At 69.2% G+C, this 18,995-nt stretch carries 20 protein-coding genes and 1 tRNA gene; 10 read left to right on the plus strand and 11 right to left on the minus strand.

Translation table 11 applies throughout. The features are described 5' to 3' along the window. Positions 1 to 981 carry an MBL fold metallo-hydrolase gene (locus tag ACG02S_RS15885; protein WP_394471446.1) on the minus strand — a complete coding sequence of 327 codons (981 nt, stop codon included), beginning with the start codon at positions 979 to 981 and terminating at the stop codon, positions 1 to 3. A gap of 69 nt (positions 982 to 1,050) precedes the next feature. Here ACG02S_RS15885 and ACG02S_RS15890 point away from each other — a divergent pair, with 69 nt between their 5' ends. Next, entirely contained in the window at positions 1,051 to 1,773 is a 723-nt protein-coding gene (locus ACG02S_RS15890) for an IclR family transcriptional regulator (RefSeq protein ID WP_394471447.1), read from the plus strand. Between the two features lie 8 nt (positions 1,774 to 1,781). On the opposite strand, the gene ACG02S_RS15895 is transcribed toward ACG02S_RS15890, so the two are convergent. From ACG02S_RS15895 to ACG02S_RS15905, 3 genes are all read right to left on the minus strand, one after another. Continuing rightward, positions 1,782 to 2,471 carry an N-acyl amino acid synthase FeeM domain-containing protein gene (locus ACG02S_RS15895; protein WP_394471448.1) on the minus strand — a complete coding sequence of 230 codons (690 nt, stop codon included), beginning with the start codon at positions 2,469 to 2,471 and terminating at the stop codon, positions 1,782 to 1,784. 228 nt (positions 2,472 to 2,699) lie between these two features. Further along, positions 2,700 to 3,434 carry a SapC family protein gene (locus tag ACG02S_RS15900; RefSeq protein ID WP_394471449.1) on the minus strand — a complete coding sequence of 245 codons (735 nt, stop codon included), beginning with the start codon at positions 3,432 to 3,434 and terminating at the stop codon, positions 2,700 to 2,702. Continuing rightward, entirely contained in the window at positions 3,431 to 4,735 is a 1,305-nt protein-coding gene (locus tag ACG02S_RS15905; protein WP_394471450.1) for a hemolysin family protein, read from the minus strand. The genes ACG02S_RS15900 and ACG02S_RS15905 overlap by 4 nt, the downstream gene beginning before the upstream one ends. Before the next feature lie 126 nt (positions 4,736 to 4,861). On the opposite strand from ACG02S_RS15905, the gene ACG02S_RS15910 reads away from it, so the two are divergent. The 7 genes from ACG02S_RS15910 (at position 4,862) to ACG02S_RS15940 (ending at position 10,383) form a co-directional block, all read left to right on the plus strand. Next, positions 4,862 to 5,689 carry a symmetrical bis(5'-nucleosyl)-tetraphosphatase gene (locus tag ACG02S_RS15910; protein WP_394471451.1) on the plus strand — a complete coding sequence of 276 codons (828 nt, stop codon included), beginning with the start codon at positions 4,862 to 4,864 and terminating at the stop codon, positions 5,687 to 5,689. 30 nt (positions 5,690 to 5,719) lie between these two features. Next, a tRNA-Ser gene (locus ACG02S_RS15915) sits at positions 5,720 to 5,807 on the plus strand. A gap of 97 nt (positions 5,808 to 5,904) precedes the next feature. After that, on the plus strand, positions 5,905 to 6,450 hold the full coding sequence (gene ssuE, locus ACG02S_RS15920; protein ID WP_394471452.1) for an NADPH-dependent FMN reductase: 546 nt from the start codon (positions 5,905 to 5,907) through the stop codon (positions 6,448 to 6,450). A gap of 133 nt (positions 6,451 to 6,583) precedes the next feature. Next, positions 6,584 to 7,564 (plus strand): sulfonate ABC transporter substrate-binding protein, encoded by a 981-nt coding sequence (locus ACG02S_RS15925; protein ID WP_394471453.1) that lies wholly within the window; start codon positions 6,584 to 6,586, stop codon positions 7,562 to 7,564. 91 nt (positions 7,565 to 7,655) lie between these two features. Further along, a complete protein-coding gene (gene ssuD, locus ACG02S_RS15930) occupies positions 7,656 to 8,828 on the plus strand; it encodes an FMNH2-dependent alkanesulfonate monooxygenase (RefSeq protein ID WP_394471454.1) in 1,173 nt (390 codons plus the stop codon). A 2-nt stretch (positions 8,829 to 8,830) separates the two neighbouring features. Further along, complete coding sequence (gene ssuC / locus ACG02S_RS15935) at positions 8,831 to 9,595, plus strand: aliphatic sulfonate ABC transporter permease SsuC (protein WP_394471553.1); 765 nt, start codon at positions 8,831 to 8,833, stop codon at positions 9,593 to 9,595. 2 nt (positions 9,596 to 9,597) lie between these two features. After that, complete coding sequence (locus ACG02S_RS15940; RefSeq protein WP_394471455.1) at positions 9,598 to 10,383, plus strand: ATP-binding cassette domain-containing protein; 786 nt, start codon at positions 9,598 to 9,600, stop codon at positions 10,381 to 10,383. On the opposite strand, the gene ACG02S_RS15945 is transcribed toward ACG02S_RS15940, so the two are convergent. From ACG02S_RS15945 to ACG02S_RS15960, 4 genes are read right to left on the minus strand one after another with little or no spacing between them, the layout of a single operon-like run. Next, positions 10,368 to 11,861, minus strand: a complete 1,494-nt coding sequence (locus tag ACG02S_RS15945) for a tripartite tricarboxylate transporter permease (protein WP_394471554.1) — start codon at positions 11,859 to 11,861, stop codon at positions 10,368 to 10,370. The two genes, ACG02S_RS15940 and ACG02S_RS15945, sit on opposite strands and share 16 nt — an antisense overlap. 16 nt (positions 11,862 to 11,877) lie before the next feature. After that, complete coding sequence (locus ACG02S_RS15950) at positions 11,878 to 12,387, minus strand: tripartite tricarboxylate transporter TctB family protein (RefSeq protein ID WP_394471456.1); 510 nt, start codon at positions 12,385 to 12,387, stop codon at positions 11,878 to 11,880. 8 nt (positions 12,388 to 12,395) lie between these two features. Then, complete coding sequence (locus ACG02S_RS15955; RefSeq protein ID WP_394471457.1) at positions 12,396 to 13,358, minus strand: Bug family tripartite tricarboxylate transporter substrate binding protein; 963 nt, start codon at positions 13,356 to 13,358, stop codon at positions 12,396 to 12,398. Between the two features lie 25 nt (positions 13,359 to 13,383). Continuing rightward, on the minus strand, positions 13,384 to 14,403 hold the full coding sequence (locus ACG02S_RS15960) for a porin (protein WP_394471458.1): 1,020 nt from the start codon (positions 14,401 to 14,403) through the stop codon (positions 13,384 to 13,386). Positions 14,404 to 14,533: 130 nt separating this feature from the next. Between ACG02S_RS15960 and ACG02S_RS15965 the strand changes: the two genes are divergently transcribed. Further along, positions 14,534 to 15,220, plus strand: a complete 687-nt coding sequence (locus ACG02S_RS15965; RefSeq protein ID WP_394471459.1) for a response regulator transcription factor — start codon at positions 14,534 to 14,536, stop codon at positions 15,218 to 15,220. Next, complete coding sequence (locus ACG02S_RS15970; RefSeq protein ID WP_394471460.1) at positions 15,213 to 16,634, plus strand: sensor histidine kinase; 1,422 nt, start codon at positions 15,213 to 15,215, stop codon at positions 16,632 to 16,634. Before ACG02S_RS15965 ends, ACG02S_RS15970 begins: the two co-directional genes overlap by 8 nt. Before the next feature lie 50 nt (positions 16,635 to 16,684). On the opposite strand, the gene ACG02S_RS15975 is transcribed toward ACG02S_RS15970, so the two are convergent. From ACG02S_RS15975 to ACG02S_RS15985, 3 genes are read right to left on the minus strand one after another with little or no spacing between them, the layout of a single operon-like run. Next, a complete protein-coding gene (locus tag ACG02S_RS15975) occupies positions 16,685 to 17,491 on the minus strand; it encodes a hypothetical protein (RefSeq protein WP_394471461.1) in 807 nt (268 codons plus the stop codon). Continuing rightward, positions 17,491 to 18,474, minus strand: coding sequence for a 2-hydroxyacid dehydrogenase (locus ACG02S_RS15980; protein WP_394471462.1), 984 nt, complete (start codon positions 18,472 to 18,474; stop codon positions 17,491 to 17,493). The genes ACG02S_RS15975 and ACG02S_RS15980 overlap by 1 nt, the downstream gene beginning before the upstream one ends. Continuing rightward, a complete protein-coding gene (locus ACG02S_RS15985) occupies positions 18,471 to 18,911 on the minus strand; it encodes an acyl-CoA thioesterase (protein WP_394471463.1) in 441 nt (146 codons plus the stop codon). Before ACG02S_RS15985 ends, ACG02S_RS15980 begins: the two co-directional genes overlap by 4 nt. Between the last annotated feature and the right edge of the window lie 84 nt (positions 18,912 to 18,995).

Below are 18,995 nucleotides of genomic sequence, written 5' to 3' on the forward strand. Positions count from 1 at the left end.
TCAAGCGCCTTCGAGGGACTTCCACATTTCAACGTCGCGCTCGGCCGTCCAGATGCGCGGATGTGCCGTGCCGCCGGCCTCGTCATAGGCGCGGGTCACGTCGAAGGGCATGCAGTGATCAAAGATGACCCAGTGGCCGTACTTTGGCCGCAGCACTGCCATCGTGCGCTGGTAGACGGCCTTCAATGCCTCGCCAGCCTTCACGCCCGCCTGCACCGCCGCGTACAACTCGCTGACGAAGGCGCGCGTGCCTTCCAGGCCGGCCTTGACCTGCTCGGCGCCCTTCAGCGCTGGGCCGCGGCCCGGCACCAATGCCGCCGCATCCAGCTTTGCGATGGCATCCAGCGTCGCCGGCCAGTCGGCGAAATGCGCGTCGCCGCAATAGGGCGTGGCATCGAACTCCACCAGATCGCCACTGAACAGCACCCGCTCGTGGGGCAGCCACGCCACCGTGTCGCCCGCCGTGTGGCCGCGGCCGGGCGAGAACATCTCGACCTGCACGCCGCCCAGGTCCAGCGTCAGCCGGCCCGCGAACGTCAGCGTGGGCCAGGTCAGCCCGGCAGGCACCGATTCGACGTTGCGGAACAGCCGCGGGAAGCGGCCGATCTCGCTGGACTTGTCCTGCTCGCCGCGTTCCTTGATGAGGGCCAGCGTGCCTTCGCTGGCGATGACCTGCTCCAGACCCTCGGCCTTGAACGCGCTGGCGCCCAGCACCCGCACCGCGTGGTAGTGGCTCAGCAGCACGTACTTGATGGGTACCGAGGACACCTCGCGGATGCGGCGGATCACGTCGGCCGCCATCACCGGGGTGGCCTGGGTGTCGATGACCATGGCTGCGTCGCGGCCGATGACGATGCCGGTGTTGGGGTCGCCCTCGGCGGTGTAGGCCCAGGCGTGCTCGGACAGGCGCTCGAAAGTGACCTGCTTTTCTTCCAGGTCCGCCTGCGAGGCAAAGGCTTTGGTCGTGGGGGATGTGGTCATGGCATCTCCAGCTGGCAAGCCAGAAATTTAACCTAATCCAAATCAATTCACCAATATAGAATTATTAGCATGAAGGAACCCCGAGGCATCCAAAGCATCGAAGTGGGTGGTCAGCTGCTGCTGGCGCTGGCTCACCACGGCCGGCCGATGGCGCTGAAGGACCTGGCGCGCGAGGCCGGCATGGCGCCGGCCAAGGCTCACCCCTACCTGGTGAGCTTCATCAAGCTGGGGTTGGTGGAGCAGGACGGTGGCAGCGGGCCGTATGGCCTCGGCCCGCTGGCCATGCAGCTGGGCCTCATCAGCCTTCAGCAGTACGACCCGGTACGGCTGGCCACGCCGGTCATCGAGGCGCTGGCGCAGCAGCTGGGCCACACGGTGGCCATCGCCGTCTGGGGAACGCGTGGGCCCACCATCGTGCGCGTCGCCGAGGGGCCAACGCCGGTGCACATCAGCATGCGGCACGGCACGGTCATGAGCCTGTCAGGCACGGCGTCGGGGCGGCTGTTCGCGGCCTGGCGGCCGGACGATGCGCGCGCCCTGGGCGAGGCGCTGCCCGAGATGGCGACGCTGGCTGCCGTGCGCGAGGCCGGCGTGGCCACGTCGAGGGACAGTGTGGTCGCGGGCGTCAGCGCTGCAGCGGCTCCGGTCATGGATGCTGCCGGGCGGCTGGTGCTGGCGCTGACAGTGATCGGGCCCAGCGCCGGCATGGACACCACGCCGGCAGGCCCGCTGGTGGCGTGCCTGCGCGGCGCGGCGCAACAACTGTCACGCCGCCTGGGACACGCCGCCTGAGTTGACCCTCAGCTGATCCTGGCGAGCATGGCAGCCTCGGCCGCCGGGCCCCACACCAGCGGGTAGAGGCAACGCGCCGTCGACATCGTCTCTGGGCGACCACCCCACAGCGCGATCTGGCCGCGGATGGTTTCGAAATCCACGCTCATCAGCACCGACGGCGCATCCACGCGCGGGTTGTGGCGCGCGGTCGTGAACGGGAGCAGACCCAGCCAGCGGCGATAGAACGCCACATGACGCGGGTTGACCTCCACCACCAGGCGCTCGCACCGTGCGCGCTTGTAGGCATGCAGGTAGCCCAGGTGAAAGAGCTGCGCCAGCACGCGCTTGGACTCGGGCGCATCCCGGTCCACCGCCAGACCGCCGAACTCGCACAGCTTGACGCCCGCCGCCCGCCACTCGGCCAGCTCAGCCTCAAACATCAGGTCGGTGTGCAGGCCGCCACGGCCATCGAAGCGCACCGACATCGTGCCGATGACGCGCTCGCCGTCACGCGCCGTGCAGACAATGTCGCCTTCGGCGTCGCGGGCGCTGTTATAGCGCTCCCGCGAAATGACCAGCCCTCGGTCACCATAGCGACGTTCGACCAAGTCCAGCGCATCACCGCCGATGTCGCCGAAATCGCTGTTGAGTTCGAGCGGGGGACCTCCGAACGGATTGTGATCCGGCCGGCGGGTTTCCTTGAAGAGGGACATCATTTGTTGACTGCTTCCTTGCGCCCAACACGCTGTGAGCGGCGAAGTCTAGGGACACCCGGGTGACTTTTCCCACCCTAAAACACACCGATACAACTGCATCCTTGACTAACACGGGTTAACCCGTCGCCCAACCAGGCGACATTCATGCAATTACATGCTGCAGTGCGCAACCAGAGTGAAACAAGGCCACGACCAGCGTGGCCGGGGTCGGCCGTCAGCTATTGGACATCAAACCGCGTAGCGTGCGGCCAGGCGGTTCATGTTGGACAGCGACAGGCGATGCATCTCCAGCAGCGCGATCAGGCCATTGCGGTGCAGTTCCAGCACCTTGTCGTCTGGCAGTTCGCTGTACTTCTTCTCGTCCAGCGCCAGGAAGCCTTCGACGTCCAGCTTCTCGCCGCTGGGCAGGCCGGCCTCGAAGCGCATGTCTTGCAGCAGGTCCATGTCGACGAGCAGGTTGCAGATCAGACGCGTGCGCTCGGTCTCCTGCTCGAAGTTCTCCAGGAACGCGCGGGCGTTCAGCAGAAACTCTGTCGGCTCGCCGTCCTTGAACAGTGGCTCGCCGGTGGACTCATTGAAACCGGTCCACTTGTGGTCGTAGCAGACGGCCAGCGAGTTGGCGGCATCGTCGATGCGGGCCATCGCGAACGGGTAGCGGCGCACGTAGGCAGGCACGTAGTTGCCGGTCCACTTGTCACCGTCGACAAACAGGTTGGAACCCGGCTTCAGGCCCAGCACGGCCAGCGGCGCGACGGCCTGCTTGCCGGCGGCGTCGGGCGTGCCGGCGCGCACGAAGACGATGGGGTACTCCTTGCAGGCGTCGCCGAACTCCACGGCGGCCAGGAACACCGAGTTCTGGTCGGCCACGCGGCCGACGACGGTCTGGGCGGTGTCCAGCTTCAGGTTCTTGTGGACTTCGCGGTCCAGCGGCAGCAGTTCGCCGTACATCGGGGGGTTGCTCATGATCTCTTCTCTCCAGGTTCGGCCAGACGACTGACCAGCACTTTGTCTACACGCTTGCCATCGAGGTCGACGACCTCGAATCTCCACGCGTCCCACTCCACGACATCGGTCGTGCGCGGCAAGCGCCCCAGCAGCAGCATGATCATGCCGGCCAGGGTGTTGTAGCGCCCACGGTCCTCTTCGGGCAGTTCCTTCAGGCCCAGGCGGTCCTTCAGCTCGGGGACCGGGATCAGGCCGTCGATCAGCCAGCTCCCGTCCTCGCGCTGCACCGCCCAAGCATCGCCGTCGCTGGGGGCGTTGAACTCCCCGGCAATGGCTTCCAGCACGTCGCGCACCGCAATCACGCCCTGCACCTCGCCGTACTCGTCGACGACGAAGACCAACGGCGCGTCCGACACGCGGAAATGTTCAAGCAATTCCATGCCCGACAGCGTCTCGGGCACGAACAGCGGCGCCTCCAGGCCCGCCGTCAGGTCCAGCGGCTGGCCCTCCAGCATGCCCGCCAGCAGCGCTGGCGCGTTGGCCACGCCCAGCACGTCGCCCAGGCCGCCGCGGCAGACCGGGTAGCGGCTGAAACCGTGTTCGCGCAGCACCGCCAGCACCTCGGCCGGCGACGCGTCGACCTCCAGCCACGCGATTTCAGCGCGCGGGATCATCATGGAGCCGACTTGGCGTTCGTCCAGACGGAACACGTTGCGCACCATCTGGTGCTCGTGCTGCTCGATGACGCCGGCGTCCAGGCCTTCTTCGAGGCTGGCGGCGATTTCCTCTTCCGTCACGCCGCGCTGGCCGCGGTTGCGCAGGCCCAGCAGGCCCAGCGTCGCTTCGGTGGCGAAGCTCAGCAGCTTGACCAGCGGCCGCGTCGCCATCGAGATCACGTTCATCGGCGGCGCCACCAGGCGAGCCACCGTCTCGGGGTAGATCTGCCCGACACGCTTGGGCACCAGCTCGCCGAACACGATGGTCAGCAGCGTGATGATGACCACCACCAGCGCCGTCGACGCCACCTTGATCGCCTCGCCGTGCAGGTTGAAGGTCTGCGATAGCCAGTCCGACAGCGGGCCGGAGAACGCCGCATCGCCAACGATGCCGTTCAGCACGCCGATGCCGGTGATGCCGATCTGCACCGTGGACAGGAACTTGGTCGGGTTCTCGTGCAGGTCCATCGCCGCCTGCGCGCCACCCTCGCCGCTTTCCACCATCACTTGCAGCCGGGCCTTACGGCTGGCGGTCAATGCCATCTCCGACATGGCGAACAGGCCGTTGAGAAGAATCAGGAAGAGAACGAGAGCGGTGTCCATCGAAGGCGCCAGACACGGGATAACCCGGGGCGGCGCAAGGCAAAAACGAAGCCCGGGAGACTAGCAGAAGCCCATGACACGGCCCACGGGGCCTTCCCTGGGGGCGCGCCCGGGACAATGCCGTCCATGAACTACCTGATCGGCGATGTCCAGGGCTGCTGCGACGCCCTGGAGCGGCTGCTGCAGCGCCTGGACTTCTCCCCGTCGCGCGACCACCTGTGGTTGCTGGGCGACCTCGTCAACCGCGGTCCCGCGTCGCTCGCCACACTCAGACGCCTGATCGGTCTGGGTGATGCCGCCACCTGCCTGCTCGGCAACCACGACCTGCACCTGCTGGCCGCGCACCACGGCGTGCGCCGCCCAAACGGCGGCGACACGCTGGACGACATCCTCGCCGCCCCGGACCGCCACGCGCTGATGGACTGGCTGCGCCACCAGCGCCTGGCCGCGTTCGACGCCGGCTGGCTGATGGTGCACGCCGGCGTCGTGCCGTCGTGGAGCCGCGACGACGTGCTGGGCCTCGCCGCCGAGGTCGAGGCCGTGCTGCGCGGCCCTGCCCTGCCGGATTTCCTGCGCGCCATGTACGGCAACGAACCGGCACGCTGGAGCCCCGACCTGCGCGGCGTCGAGCGGCTGCGCTTCACGGTCAACGCACTCACCCGGCTGCGGTTTTGCACGGCCGACGGCGAGATGGACTTCAAGACCAAGGACGGCGCCGGCGCCGCGCCCGATGGCTTCATGCCGTGGTTCGATGCGCCGGGCCGGCGCACGGCCAACACGCCCATCGCCTTCGGCCACTGGTCCACCCTCGGCCTCGTGAACCGCCCGGGGCTGCTGGCGCTGGACACCGGCTGCGTCTGGGGCGGCCGCCTGACGGCAGCGCGCGTGCAGGACGGCCAGCCACTGGAGATCGTCCAGATCGACTGCGACCAAGCGCAGAAGCCGGGCGCCTGAGCCCCACCCTTAGAATGCGCGTCTCTTTGCGGAGGCTTGGGGGAGTGGTTTAACCCAACGGTCTTGAAAACCGTCGGCCGGCAACGGCCCGTGAGTTCGAATCTCACAGCCTCCGCCAGCGTTTCCCGCCGAACGCATAAGCATCCCCGCTTTCCTTCGTTCCGCGCACAAGCGCTCGTCCCTATCGTGCAAGGCCTGAACACACGCAGGCCACCATGCACATCCTCAGCATTTCCGGCAGTCCCAGCGAACGCTCGCGCTCCGCGTGGCTGACTCAGTTCGCGCTGACTCGACTCGAAGGCGTCGCCTCGCACAGCAACAGCCTCAGCGTGCGCGAGCTGCCCGCCGCCGCGCTGATCGCCGCCGACACCCAGGACGCCACCATCGCGCTGGCCGTCAGCGCCGTCGCCGCAGCTGACGTGGTCGTCATCGGCACCCCCATCTACAAGGCGGCCTATTCGGGCCTGCTGAAGCTGTTTCTGGACCTGCTGCCGCCCGACGCGCTGCGCGGCAAGACCGTGCTGCCGCTGGCCACCGGCGGCAGCGCCGCGCACCTGCTGGCGCTGGACTACGCGCTCAAGCCCGTGCTGTCCGCACTCGGCGCGCGCCATGTGCTGGACGCCGTGTTCGCCACCGACGCCCAGCTGCAGCGCCATGAGGCTGGCGGCTTCGTGCCGGAGGCTGACCTGGTGGCGCGGCTGGACCGTGCCGTCGCACCGCTGGCGCCGCGCCGCGTTGCCGAGCCGCTGGCCAGCTGTTGACGGCTGCGCGACCTGCTCTCCCTCTGACCGTTTGTCTCCTCGCCGCCCGTCGGGTGGGCGACTTCTTCCCGGCGCTCGGGCGCGGATCGGGTGTGACCGAGCGCCGGGATCTTTTTCGACAAGGACTTTTGCGATGACGACCTTCCGTTCCCTGCTGCGCTGGACCGCCCCGTTGGCGCTGGCCGCGTTCGCGTTCAGCGCCGCCGCGCAGACGCCAACACCTACTCTGCGCATCGGTTTTCAGAAATCCGCCAGCCTGCTGACGTTCCAGAAGCACAACGGCTCACTGGAGAAGAAGCTCGCCGCGCTGGGCGCCAACGTGAAGTGGGTGGAGTTCCCGGCCGGCCCCCAGCTGCTGGAGGGCCTCAATGTCGGCGCCGTCGATGTGGGCTTCGTCGGCGAGGCACCGCCCATCTTTGCGCAGGCGGCCGGCGCCCAGTTCGTCTACATCGGCTTCGACCCGGCCGCACCGCAGGCCGAGGCCATCGTGGTGCCCAAGGGCTCGGCGCTGAAGTCGGTGGCCGAGCTGAAGGGCAAGAAGGTCGCGCTGAACAAGGGCAGCAACGTGCACTACCTGCTCGTCAAGGCGCTGGAGAAGCACGGCCTGAAGTTCAGCGAAGTGCAGGCCGTCTACTTGCCGCCGGCCGATGCACGCGCGGCCTTCGAGCGCGGCGCGGTGGACGCCTGGGTGATCTGGGACCCGTTCCTCGCCGCCGTCGAGAAGCAGAGCGGCGCCCGCCTGTTGCAAGACGGCAAGGGCATCGTCAACAACTACGCCTACTACGTGGCCGAGCGCGGCTTCGCCGGCAAGCACCCGCAGCTGGTGCAGGCGCTGTTCGAGGACACGCAGGCGCAGGCCGTCGCGCTGAAGGCCAACATCAAGACCGCCGCCGCCGTCATCGCACCGCTGCAAGGCCTGGCCCCCGACGTCGTCGAGCTGAGCCTGCAGCGCTACGAGTTCGGCGTGAAGCCGCTGACGCCGGCCGTCGCGGCCGAGCAGCAGAAGATCGCCGACACCTTCCATGCGCTGGGCCTGATTCCCAAGCCCATCAAGGTGGCCGACGCCCTGCCAGGTGCAGCGGGCCGTGCCACGGTGGCCGAGGCTGCGCGATGAGCACTGCCATCGCCCACCGCCTCGCCGCCATCCTGGCGACCACGGCCGCAGCCTGGCGCCCCGCCGTCCGCCCCCATCCGAGCGCCCGCCCATGAAGATCTTCTGGTTCATCCCCACCCACGGCGACAGCCGCTACCTCGGCAGCTCGCGCGGCGCGCGCGTCAACGACTTCGCCTACTTCAAGCAGATCGCCATCGCGGCGGACAGCCTGGGCTACGAGGGCGTGCTGCTGCCCACCGGCCGCAGCTGCGAGGACTCCTGGGTCGTCGCCGCCAGCCTCATCGACGCGACGCGCCACCTGAAGTTCCTCGTCGCGCTGCGACCCGGCCTCGTTGCGCCCACGCAGAGCGCCCGCATGGCCGCCACGCTGGACCGGCTGTCCGGCGGCCGGCTGCTGGTGAACCTCGTCACCGGCGGCGACGCCGAGGAGCTGGCCGGCGACGGGCAATTCCTGGACCACAAAGCGCGTTACGAGCAGTCGGCCGAGTTCATCCGCATCTGGCGCGAGGTGCTGGAGCGCTCGCACACCGGCGAGGCGCTGGAGTTTGAGGGCCAGCACCTCAGCGTGAAGGGCGGCAAGATGCTGTACCCGCCCATCAACCGCCCCTACCCTCCGGTGTTCTTCGGCGGCTCGTCGCAGGCCGCACACGAGCTGGCCGCCGAGCAGGTGGACACCTACCTGACCTGGGGCGAGGCGCCCGCCGACGTCGCCAAAAAGCTGGCCGACGTGCGTGCGCGCGCCGCCGCCCGCGGCCGGGAGTTGAACTACGGCATCCGCCTGCACGTCATCGTGCGCGAGACCGAGGACGAGGCCTGGCGTGCCGCGGCCGAGCTGGTGTCGGAGCTGGACGAGGCCACCGTCGCCGCTGCGCAGGCCCGCTTTGCCGGCATGGACTCGGTGGGCCAGCGCCGCATGGCGGAGCTGCACCGCGGCCGCTTCAACAAGGCCAACATCCGCGAAGGCCTGGAGATCTCGCCCAACTTGTGGGCCGGCGTGGGCCTGGTGCGCGGCGGTGCCGGCACGGCGCTGGTCGGCAGCCCGCAGCAAGTGGCGGACCGCATCCAGGCCTACGCCGACCTCGGCCTGGAGAACTTCATCCTCAGCGGCTACCCGCACCTCGACGAGGCGCACCGCTTCGCCGAGCTGGTGTTCCCGCTGCTGCCGCTGTCGCTGCAGCAGAAGCTGACGTCGCCGCAGCTGACCGGCCCGTTCGGCGAAGTCGTCGCCAATAGCTACGCGCCCAAGGCCGTATCGGCGTCGTGACCATGCTGAACCGCTTCGTCCCCTGGCTGCTGCCCGCGAGCATCCTCGTCGCGTGGGAGATCGCGTCGCGCAGCGGCGTGCTGGCCGCACGCATCCTGCCCGAGCCGGCCGCCGTGCTGGCCGCGTTCTGGACGCTGCTGCGCTCCGGCGAGCTGGCGCATCACGTCGGCGTCAGCGCTGCGCGCGCGTTCTCGGCGCTGGCGGTGGGCGGCGGGCTGGGTCTGGCACTGGGCCTGCTGACGGGCACCTGGCGGCGCGCCGAAGCGCTGCTGGACACAACGCTGCAGATGCTGCGCAACATCCCGGCGCTGGCGCTGATCCCGTTGGTCATCCTGTGGTTCGGCATCGACGAAGCCGCCAAGCTGGTGCTGGTCGCGGTGGGCGTGTTCTTCCCGGTCTACCTGAACACCTTCCACGGTATCCGCAACGTCGACCGCGACCTCATCGAGATGGCGCGCAGCTACGGGCTTTCCGGCTGGCAGCTGTACCGCCAGGTCATCCTGCCCGGCGCGCTGCCGTCCATCCTGGTGGGCGTGCGCTTCTCGCTGGGACTGATGTGGGTGCTGCTCATCGTGGCCGAGACGCTGTCGGCGCAGGCCGGCATCGGCTACCTGACGATGAACGCACGCGAGTTCCTGCAGACCGACATCGTGCTGGTCGGCATCCTGCTGTACGCCGTGCTGGGCAAGCTGGCCGATGTCGTCGCCCGCGGTCTGGAGAAGGCCTGGCTGCCTTGGCACCAGGGCTATGCGACCCAAGGACCCTGAGCATGTTCCTGACCGAGATCGACGCACCTGTGCAGGCCCGTCAACACGCGCCCGAACCCGCGCCGCTGACCGCTGAAGCAGATGGCCTGGCGCTGACGCTGACCGGCGTCGGCAAGTCGTTCGGCACGCGCCACGTGCTGCAGGCGCTGGATCTGCACATCGCCCCCGGCGAGTTCGTCGCGCTGGTGGGCCGCAGCGGCTGCGGCAAGAGCACGCTGCTGCGCCTCATCGCCGGGCTGGACCAGCCAGACGCCGGCCACATCGACGCCGGCCGCGCGGAGGAGCGCCGGCTGATGTTCCAGGACGCTCGGCTGCTGCCATGGAAGCGCGTGGCGGACAACGTCGCCCTGGGCCTGACAAGCCGCGAGGCGAAGGACCGCGCGATGGAGGCGCTGGCCCAGGTCGGCCTGGCCGGCCGTGGCGGCGACTGGCCGGCGACGTTGTCGGGCGGCCAGCGTCAACGCGTGGCGCTGGCGCGCGCGCTGGTGCACCGCCCGCGCCTGCTGTTGCTCGACGAGCCGCTGGGCGCGCTGGATGCGCTGACGCGACTGGAGATGCACCGCCTCATCGAGCAGCTGTGGCGCCGCCACGGCTTCACGGCGCTGCTGGTCACCCACGATGTGGCCGAGGCCGTGGCGCTGGCCGACCGCGTGCTGCTGATCGACCACGGCGGCATCGCGCTGGATGCGGCAGTGACGCTGCCGCGCCCGCGCTCACGCGCCGCGGCGGGCTTTGCCGGGCTGGAAGACCACGTGCTGCGGCACATCGTCGGTCAACCGGCCGGCTGACGCTTGCGCAGCTTCCAGAGCCACGGCACTACCAGCACCGCGGCCAGCAGCACCAGCAGGCCCTGCGACAACGGCCGCTCGATGAACACGCTCCAGTGGCCGCTGCCGATGGACAGCGCGTTGCGCCCCTGCGCCTCGGCCAGGGGGCCGAGGATCATGCCGACGACGACCGGTGCGGTCGGGAAGTCGAAACGGCGCATGACGACGCCCATCAGCCCCAGGCCCAGCATCAGGAACAGGTCGAACGCGCTCTGGCGCATGCCGTAGACGCCCACCGTCGCGAAGATCAGGATCCCCGCGTACAACTGCGGCTTCGGGATCTTCAGCAGCTTGACCCACAAACCCACCAGCGGCAGGTTCAGCACCAGCAGCATGACGTTGCCGATGTACAGAGACGCGATCAGCGCCCACACCAGCGTGGACGACGTGGTGAACAGCTGTGGGCCGGCCTGGATGCCGTAGTTCTGCAGCGCGCTGAGCAAAATGGCGGCCGTCACCGACGTCGGGATACCCAGCGTCAGCAGCGGCACCAGCGTGGCCGTCACGGCCGCGTTGTTGGCGGCCTCGGGGCCCGCCACGCCTTCGATGGCGCCGGTCGTGCCGAACTCTGCCTTGTGCGGGCTGAGCTTGCGCTCGACGGCGTAGCTGAGGAACGTCGGTATTTCCGAGCCGCCCGCCGGGATGGTGCCGAACGGAAAGCCGATGACCGTGCCGCGCAGCCAGGCGGGGATGGAGCGCTTCCACTCCTTCTTCGTCATGTGCACGCTGCTGAGCTTGTTGATCTCCTGCTTGCTGCGGCCCTCATACAGCGCCATGTACAGCGTCTCGCCGACGGCGAACAGCCCCACGGCCACCAGCACGGTCTCGATGCCGTCCATGAACTCGGGCACGCCGCCCGTGTAGCGAACCTGGCCGGTGATCTGGTCCAGCCCGATCAGGCCCATGGCGAGCCCGATGAAAAGCGCGGTCATCCCGCGCAGCGTGCTCTTGCCCAGCACCGCGCTGACGGTGGTGAAGGCCAGCAACATCAGCAGGAAGTACTCCGGCGGACCCAGCGTGACGGCGAAGTCCGCCACCACCGGCGCGAACAGCGTGACCAGCACGGTGGCGACGGTGCCCGCCACGAACGAGCCGATGGCCGCGGTGGCCAGCGCGGCGCCGGCACGGCCGCTCTTGGCCATCTTGAAGCCCTCCAGCGCCGTCACCATCGTGCCGGTCTCGCCGGGCGTGTTCAGCAGGATGGACGTCGTCGAGCCGCCGTACATTGCGCCGTAGTAGATGCCGGCGAAGAAGATCATCGACGCCGTCGGTTCGACCTGCGACGTGATGGGCAGCAGCATCGCCACCGTCACCGCCGGGCCCAGGCCCGGCAGCACGCCGATGCCGGTGCCGATGACGCAGCCAAGGAAGGCCCACAGCAGGTTGACGGGCGTGCCGGCAGTAGCGAAGCCACCCATCAGCTGGTTCCAGAGGTCCATCATGATCGGCCGCTCCTCACAGCCAGCCGCTGGCCGTGAGGCCGGGCAGGTTGATGGCCAGCAACTTGCTGAACATCCAGAACACCGGGGACGCGATGGCAACGCCGGTCAGCAGGTCGATGACGCTGCGCTTCGGGCCACCGCCCGCCTTGCCTTCCGCCATGCGCAGGCCGCGCACGGCCAGCGCGAAGCACAGGCCGCAGGACACGATGAAGCCGAGGGTGGTGATGAGACTGGCGTTGGCGACGACACCCGCCACCACCCAGGCCACCGCCCGCCAGTCGCCGCGGGCGGCACCGGACGGTTCGTCCATGTGGCGGTAGCCGCCGCTGCGCGCCTCCCACACCAGCCAGGCGCCGCACACCATCAGCACGACGGACACCAGCCAAGGCAGTGCGTTCGGCCCGACGCCGGCATAGCCGGCATCCGACGAGATGAAGGTGGCGCCCCAGGCCATCACGGCGCCCACGAGGCCGACGCCGATGCCGACCAGTGCCTGGCCAGAGGTGGAAGAGTCGCTGCTCATGACCGGCCTCAGATCATTCCAGACTTGACCATGATGGCCCGCAGGGTCGCAAACTCGCGGTCGACGAAGGCGTCGAACTCGGGCCCGGCCAGCAGCGCCGGCGTCCAGCCGTTCTTCTCCAAAGACTCTGCCCAGCTCTTGCTCTTGGTCGCCTGCACGACCAGGGCCGTCAGCGCCTTGCGCTGTTCGGCGCTGATGCCCGGCGGCGCGTAGATGCCGCGCCAGTTGCCGATCTCGACGTTGATGCCCAGCTCCTTCAGCGTGGGCGCATTCAGACCCTTGATGCGTGTGGGCGCCGTGACAGCCAGCGCGCGCATCTTGCCGCTGTCCAGGTAGGGCTGGAACTCGCTGAAGCCACTGCCACCGATGGTCACGTTGCCGCCCAGGATGGCCGCAGTGGCCTCGCCGCCGCCGCGGAAGGGCACGTAGTTGATCTTGGCCGCATCGACACCGACATCGCGGGCGATCATGGCCGCCGCGACATGCTCGGTGGCGCCGCGCGAGCCGCCGCCCCACTTGACGCTGCCGGGGTCTTTCTTCAGTTGGTCGATGACGTCCTTCATCGTCTTCAGCGGCGACGCGGCATGCACGACATACACGTTGTATTCGCTGATGAGCCGCGCGATGGGCGTGGCCTGCGTCAGGCTCACCGGCGGCCGGCCGCTGATGATGCCGCCCAGCATGACCGCGCCCATGACGAGCAGCGCATGCGGGTCGCCCTTGCTGGCGTTGACGAACTGGGCCAGGCCCAGTGCGCCGGCCGCACCGCCCTTGTTCTCGTACTGCACCGAGGATGCGGCACCCGCGTCCTGCAGCGCCTTGCCGAGCGCGCGTCCGGTGGTGTCCCACCCGCCGCCGGGGTTGGCGGGGATCATCATCTTCATGGGGACGCCCGCAGCTTGCGCCGCCAGGGGCAGACCACCGGTGGCGGCCAGGGCCGCGAGGGACTTCAGGAATGTGTCGCGACGCATGGTTGTCTCCGTGTCGTCTTGAGGATCAGAACGAGTGGTAGATGCCGGCTTCGAGTCCGCGCGAGTCATCTCCGAGGGCGATGGCCGAGCCGCCTGGAATCAGGAAGCGGCCGGTGCGGCTATTGTTGACCTGCGACAGCGTCGTGTAGAGCGACGTGCGCTTGGACAGGTTGTGCACGTAACCCAACGCAAACAGCTTGCCCGTGTAGTCCTCGCCATTGGCGCTGTTGCGCGAACGCGCGTTCACGTAGCTCGCGCGGACGATGCCGCTGCCCACCGCGTAGTGCGCACCAACCACCCAGTTCTTCTGCTCGCGCGTCGTCTGCTTGCTGTTGTGGACCAGGCCCAGCAGCTTCAGAGCACCCACCGTGTAGCTGCCGCCCAGATTGAAGACCTTGAATTTGTCGCCTGCCGCGTTGTTGGTCGTTTCCGACAGGCCCAGCGCAACGTCCAGCCCGCTGCCCGCGTAGCCGACGCGCGCGCCCACGTAGCGTCCCGTGGAGCCCTCGCCGGCCGCCACCATCGCCTGACCGTAGACGCCGCCCAGACCGCCCGGCAGGAAGTAGCCCACCGAGTTGTCGGAGCGGATCACCGTCTTGGAGGTGCCCGACACGCCGTCGAAGCCGTACACCAGGTTGCTGGCCGCGCCCACGCCGTTGGTGCCGAAGGCGTTGAAGCGACTGATGTTCCAGAACGTGGGCGTGTAGTCACGGCCCAGGCGCACTTCGCCAGCATCCTTGCTCGCGAGGCTCACCGTCGCGCGGCGCCGCCAGTCGCCGCCGGACCCGATATCGGGGCCGATGGCGCCCTCCAGGTGGAAGCTGGCGCTCAACCCGCCGCCCAGTTGTTCCTGGCCGCGAAAGCCGATGCGGCTGGTCTGCATGCCATCGATGCTCTCGAGGTTCAGCGTCTTGTTGCCGTTCTTGAGGCGCTGAACGCCGACGTCCAGCACGCCGAACACGGTCACGCTGGAGGTCTGTGCAGCGGCCAGCGCCGATGCGGCCGCCAGTGCAGCCGCCACGCACAGCTTCACTTGGAAGTTCATGGTTTGTCTCCTGTCTCTGTCTTGTTTGGAGCGCCCATGCTCGACAGCCAGGCTGTCAATCCGCTGTCGACGACGTCGGGGTAAACCTCAGCTCGGGACGGGGTGTGCCCCGGTGCTAGCCTGCCGGCCCATGAAGCTCCTCGTCATCGAAGACAACACGGCCATGCAGACCACGCTGCAGCGATCCTTCGAGCGCCGCGGCTTCAAGGTGCAGATCTGCGACGATGGCGCCAAGGCCGTCGGCCGCTGGCAGGCTGCCGTGCCCGACGTGGTGCTGCTGGACCTGACCATGCCGGGCCAGGACGGCCTGGACGTGCTGTCGCAAGCCCGCGCCGTGGGGCTGACCACGCCCGTCATCATCATCACCGCCCGCGGCACGCTGGGCGACAAGATCCTGGGGCTGAACACCGGCGCCGACGACTACCTGCCCAAGCCGTTCGACCTGGACGAACTGGAGGCGCGCATCCGCGCGCTGGTGCGCCGCCAGGGCCAGGCCAGCGAGGCCGGCCCGCGCCCGGCCGAAGCGCCGGGCTTCTGCGGTCTGCGCGCGGATGCACAGAGCGGCGCCGTCTACCACCACGGCCTCCCGCTGGAGCTGCCGCCGCGCGAGGCCGCGCTGTTGCGCGCGCTGCTGGTGCGGCCGGGCCAGGCCGTTGCCAAGGAGAAGCTGTTCGACACGGTATTTGCCGATGCCGCCGACGCGCAGCCCGATGCCATCGAGGTCGTGGCCTACCGGCTGCGCAAGCGCCTCGCGGCTACCGGTGCCAAGCTGGTCACGCTGCGCGGGCTGGGTTACCTGCTGCAAAGCAATGACTGAGCTGGCCCGGCGCCTGGCCGGCCTGTCCATGCGGGCGCGCCTGCTGTGGGGCATCCTTCTGCCGGTGGGCGTGCTGGTGGCCATCAACACCGTGAGCCTGTACCGCGATTCACTGCAGGCCGCCGACACCGCCTACGACCGGACGCTGCTGGCCTCGGCCAAGGCGATCGGCGAGCTGCTGGGCGTGGACGGCAGCGGCGAGCAGGCGCGCCTCGTGGCGGCCGTGCCCTACGCCGCGCTGGAGGCCTTCGAGACCGACAGCCGCAGCCGGTTGTACTTCAAGGTGTTGGGCTTCAAGGGTGAAATGGTGTCGGGCTACGACGACCTGCCCAGCTGGCGAGGCAAGCTGCCGGACCAGAGCGCCTATCCGGCGCTCGTGGACTTCTACGACGACCACTTCCGTGGCGAGCCGGTGCGCGTGGCGGTGCTGCTGCAGCCGGTGTCGGGCCAGACCGGCATGGGGCTGGCCACCATCCAGGTCGCCGAGACGCTGGACCTGCGCCGCAGCCTGGCGCGCCAGGTGCTGCTGCACACGCTGTGGCGGCAGGCGGCGCTGCTGGCGGTCATTGCCATCGTCGTCTGGGCGGTGGTGCAGCGTGCCACGCGGCCGGTGAGCGAGCTGAGCGCGGCGCTGCGCGCCCGCGATGCCGATGACCTCAGCCCGTTGCAGGCGCCCGGCCTGCCCGTGGAGCTGGCGCCGCTGATTGCCGCCACCAACGACGCCCTGGCCCGCCAGGCCCGGCTGCTGGAGCACCAGAAGCGCTTCGTGCGCGATGCGTCGCACCAGCTGCGCACGCCACTGGCCGTGCTGAAGGTGCAGGTGCAGTCGGCCCGCCAGGGTGACGTGGAGCCGCAGCAGGCGCTGGCCGAGATCGACACCACCGTGGCGCGCGCGACGCAGCTGGCCAACCAGATGCTGGCACTGGCGCGCGCCGAGCAGATGCGCCAGCAGGGCGAGACCATGCCTGTGCAGGACTGGGCCGAGATCACGCGCGCGGTCGCGCTGGACCTGGCACCGCTGATCGCCAAGCAGGGACTGGACTTCGACATCCACACCCAGCCGGCGCCCATCGCCAGCCACGAGTGGGCGCTGCGCGAGCTGACGCGCAACCTGCTGCACAACGCCATCCAGCACACACCCGCCGGCGGACGGCTGGCCATCGCACTGACCGTCGACACCGGACGGGCCCGGCTGCTGATCGCCGACGGCGGCCCTGGCCTGACGCCGGCGCAGCAGCAGCGGCTGTTCCTGCCATTCGCGGCCGGCGAGTCTGGCAAGGGGTCGGGCTTGGGCTTGGCCATTTGCCAGGCGCTGGTACAGACCCTCGGCGGTCAGATCACGCTGGACAACCGCATCGGCGACGGCCACGTCATCGGGCTGGACGCGAGGATCGAGTTGCCGCTGAGCGGCTGAGCCCCCGACAGCCGGGCGCAGGTCCGGCGAGATTCGCCGGGGCAGACCTGTCAGCGCGCGACCAGCCCCGCCACAGCCTTCGGCAGTTCCGCCTCGATCAGCTTCTCCAGCGCCTGCACGCGCTGTTCGGCGGTCAACGCGGCCCAGGGGTTGGCGCCGGCTTCGCGGGTGACCGGCAGGCGGCTGCCCACGGCCATGGACTGCTCGCGGCGGATCCTGAAGTCGCCGAGGTCGATCAGCGCCACGCGCAACGACACATAGGGCGCAAACACCGGCAGTCCGCCCTGGCCGTCGAATCCGATTTGCCCGCCGGGTCGCTGGTCCAGCACGAAGCCAGGCCCCTCCAGGCTGGCGAGCAGCCGCGCCGGCAAGGTGGCCACCAGGCCGGGCTCCTGCGTGCTGCGCGTCACCAGCAGCAGCATGCCGGCGCCGCCCGAGCGCACGGCCGTGGCCAGGTTGCCCGGCAGGTTGAGCTTGCCGTCGACGAACAGCTTGGCCGGGTCGCCGAACAGGCTGCGCGTGGACGAGGTGTAGAGCTTGACCTCGCGCTTGTCGTCCCCGGCCTTGACGGCCTCGTTCAGCGCCTGCAGCACGGCGTTGTCGATGCCGCCCGCCGGTACGGCGCGCCATTCACCGACCTGCACGGTATCGCCACGCGCGGGGGTCAGGTTCAACAGCTGCACGTTGTCGCCCAGCAGGGACAGCGCGGCGAACTTGTTGGGATCGCGCGGCAGCTTGTCGTCGGCCGCTGCCGGTGCGGGAGCCGACGCCGGCGCGGCAGGCGGCGGCTTGGGTTGAGGAGACTGGGCCAGCGCAAGCGCCGGTGCCAGCGCGAAGGCGAGCAGGAAGGCTTTCATCACAGGGGCAGGACTTCGGGATTCAACGGGGTGGGAGGCGTCGCGCCGGTCAGCGCGGCAACGAGGTTGTCGGCGGCCAGGCCGGCCATGGCCAGCCGGGTGGGGATGGTGGCGCTGCCGACATGCGGCGTCAGCACCACGTTGGACAGCGTCAGCAGCGCGGGGTTGACCTGTGGCTCGCCCTCGAACACGTCCAGGCCCGCCGCGCCGAGCCGGCCTTCGCGCAGCGCCGCGGCCAGCGCGTCCTCGTCGACGATGCCGCCACGCGCGATGTTGACTAGCGTGGCCGTGCGCTTCATGCGCGCCAGCTCCGGCGCGGCGATGCAGTGGTGCGACTCGGCCGAGTACGGCAGCACCAGCACGAGGTGGTCGGCTACGGCCAGCAACTCGTCCTTGGACAGGTAGCGCGCGGCCAGTTCGGTCTCGACCTGCGCCGGCAGCCGGCTGCGGTTGTGATAGACCACCCGCATGCCGAAGCCGAAGCGGCCGCGCCGTGCGATGGCCTGCCCGATGCGACCCATGCCCAGGATGCCCAGCGTGCTGCCATGCACGTCGGCGCCGGCCATGAAATCCCACGACCAGCGCTGCCAGCCGCCGGCGCGAAGCAGGCGTTCGCCCTCGCCCATGCGGCGCGCGGCGGCCATCAGCAGCGCGAAGCCCAGGTCGGCGGTCGTCTCGGTCAGCACGTCGGGCGTGTTGGTGACGAGCACGCCTCGCGCCGTGCAGGCGGCCACGTCGATGTGGTTGTAGCCTACGCTCATCGTGCTGACGACGCGCAGGTCGGGGCAGGCGTCGAGCAGCTCGGCGGTGATGCGCTCGCTGCCGAAGATGTACGCGCCGGCCTTGCCCCGCAGCCGCTCGCGCAGCGCGGCGGGCGCCAGCACCTCGTCCCCCTCGACCGCGTCGACCTCGAAGTGCGCGGACAGCTTCTCGATGACTTCCGCCGGCGTGCGACGGGCAACCAGGATGTGCTTGCGGCTCATGGTTTCAGGGTCTCCAGGGCTTGCAGATAGGCGAGCGGAAGCTGCGCCACCGGGCGGCGGCTGTCGCGGTCCACGTAGACATGCACGAAATGACCGCGTGCGGCACAGCGGGCGGCGCCTTCGGCGAACAGGCCGATCTCGTAGCGCACGCTGGAGCGGCCCTGCTGGGCCACGCGCACGCCGGCCTCGATGCGCTGCGGGAACGCCAGCGACTCGAAGAAGTTGCAGTGCGTCTCGACCACCAGCCCGATGACCGCGCCGCCATGGATGTCCAGCGCGCCGGCCTCGATCAGCAGCGAGTTCACCGCCGTGTCGAACAGGCTGTAGTAGACGACGTTGTTCAGGTGGCCATAGGCGTCGTTGTCCATCCAGCGGGTCGTCAGCGGCACGAAGCGGGCATAGGCCTCGCGGGCGTCGGGCTGGGGGCGTGCGGTCATGACGTCATTCTTCCACGCGCCCCGCCACGGCGCTGCCGGGGGGACTCCGTGCAGCTTTCATGCGGCATATGCACTTGCTGAACC

Source organism: Pelomonas dachongensis, from assembly GCF_043555865.1.
In the GTDB taxonomy this organism is placed as follows: Bacteria; Pseudomonadota; Gammaproteobacteria; order Burkholderiales; family Burkholderiaceae_C; genus Pelomonas; species Pelomonas dachongensis.

Excerpts from the sequence above, each read along its gene's own strand:
- ACG02S_RS15940 (WP_394471455.1), top strand. The coding sequence starts at position 9,598 with ATGTTCCTGACCGAGATCGACGCACCTGTGCAGGCCCGTCAACACGCG.
- ACG02S_RS15970 (WP_394471460.1), top strand. The coding sequence starts at position 15,213 with ATGACTGAGCTGGCCCGGCGCCTGGCCGGCCTGTCCATGCGGGCGCGC.
- ACG02S_RS15905 (WP_394471450.1), bottom strand. The coding sequence starts at position 4,735 with ATGGACACCGCTCTCGTTCTCTTCCTGATTCTTCTCAACGGCCTGTTC.
- ACG02S_RS15975 (WP_394471461.1), bottom strand. The coding sequence starts at position 17,491 with ATGAAAGCCTTCCTGCTCGCCTTCGCGCTGGCACCGGCGCTTGCGCTG.
- ACG02S_RS15910 (WP_394471451.1), top strand. The coding sequence starts at position 4,862 with ATGAACTACCTGATCGGCGATGTCCAGGGCTGCTGCGACGCCCTGGAG.
- ACG02S_RS15945 (WP_394471554.1), bottom strand. The coding sequence starts at position 11,861 with ATGGACCTCTGGAACCAGCTGATGGGTGGCTTCGCTACTGCCGGCACG.
- ACG02S_RS15925 (WP_394471453.1), top strand. The coding sequence starts at position 6,584 with ATGACGACCTTCCGTTCCCTGCTGCGCTGGACCGCCCCGTTGGCGCTG.
- ssuC (WP_394471553.1), top strand. The coding sequence starts at position 8,831 with ATGCTGAACCGCTTCGTCCCCTGGCTGCTGCCCGCGAGCATCCTCGTC.
- ACG02S_RS15895 (WP_394471448.1), bottom strand. The coding sequence starts at position 2,471 with ATGATGTCCCTCTTCAAGGAAACCCGCCGGCCGGATCACAATCCGTTC.
- ACG02S_RS15900 (WP_394471449.1), bottom strand. The coding sequence starts at position 3,434 with ATGAGCAACCCCCCGATGTACGGCGAACTGCTGCCGCTGGACCGCGAA.
- ACG02S_RS15950 (WP_394471456.1), bottom strand. The coding sequence starts at position 12,387 with ATGAGCAGCGACTCTTCCACCTCTGGCCAGGCACTGGTCGGCATCGGC.
- ACG02S_RS15985 (WP_394471463.1), bottom strand. The coding sequence starts at position 18,911 with ATGACCGCACGCCCCCAGCCCGACGCCCGCGAGGCCTATGCCCGCTTC.
- ACG02S_RS15980 (WP_394471462.1), bottom strand. The coding sequence starts at position 18,474 with ATGAGCCGCAAGCACATCCTGGTTGCCCGTCGCACGCCGGCGGAAGTC.
- ACG02S_RS15960 (WP_394471458.1), bottom strand. The coding sequence starts at position 14,403 with ATGAACTTCCAAGTGAAGCTGTGCGTGGCGGCTGCACTGGCGGCCGCA.
- ACG02S_RS15955 (WP_394471457.1), bottom strand. The coding sequence starts at position 13,358 with ATGCGTCGCGACACATTCCTGAAGTCCCTCGCGGCCCTGGCCGCCACC.
- ACG02S_RS15890 (WP_394471447.1), top strand. The coding sequence starts at position 1,051 with ATGAAGGAACCCCGAGGCATCCAAAGCATCGAAGTGGGTGGTCAGCTG.
- ACG02S_RS15885 (WP_394471446.1), bottom strand. The coding sequence starts at position 981 with ATGACCACATCCCCCACGACCAAAGCCTTTGCCTCGCAGGCGGACCTG.
- ssuE (WP_394471452.1), top strand. The coding sequence starts at position 5,905 with ATGCACATCCTCAGCATTTCCGGCAGTCCCAGCGAACGCTCGCGCTCC.
- ACG02S_RS15965 (WP_394471459.1), top strand. The coding sequence starts at position 14,534 with ATGAAGCTCCTCGTCATCGAAGACAACACGGCCATGCAGACCACGCTG.
- ssuD (WP_394471454.1), top strand. The coding sequence starts at position 7,656 with ATGAAGATCTTCTGGTTCATCCCCACCCACGGCGACAGCCGCTACCTC.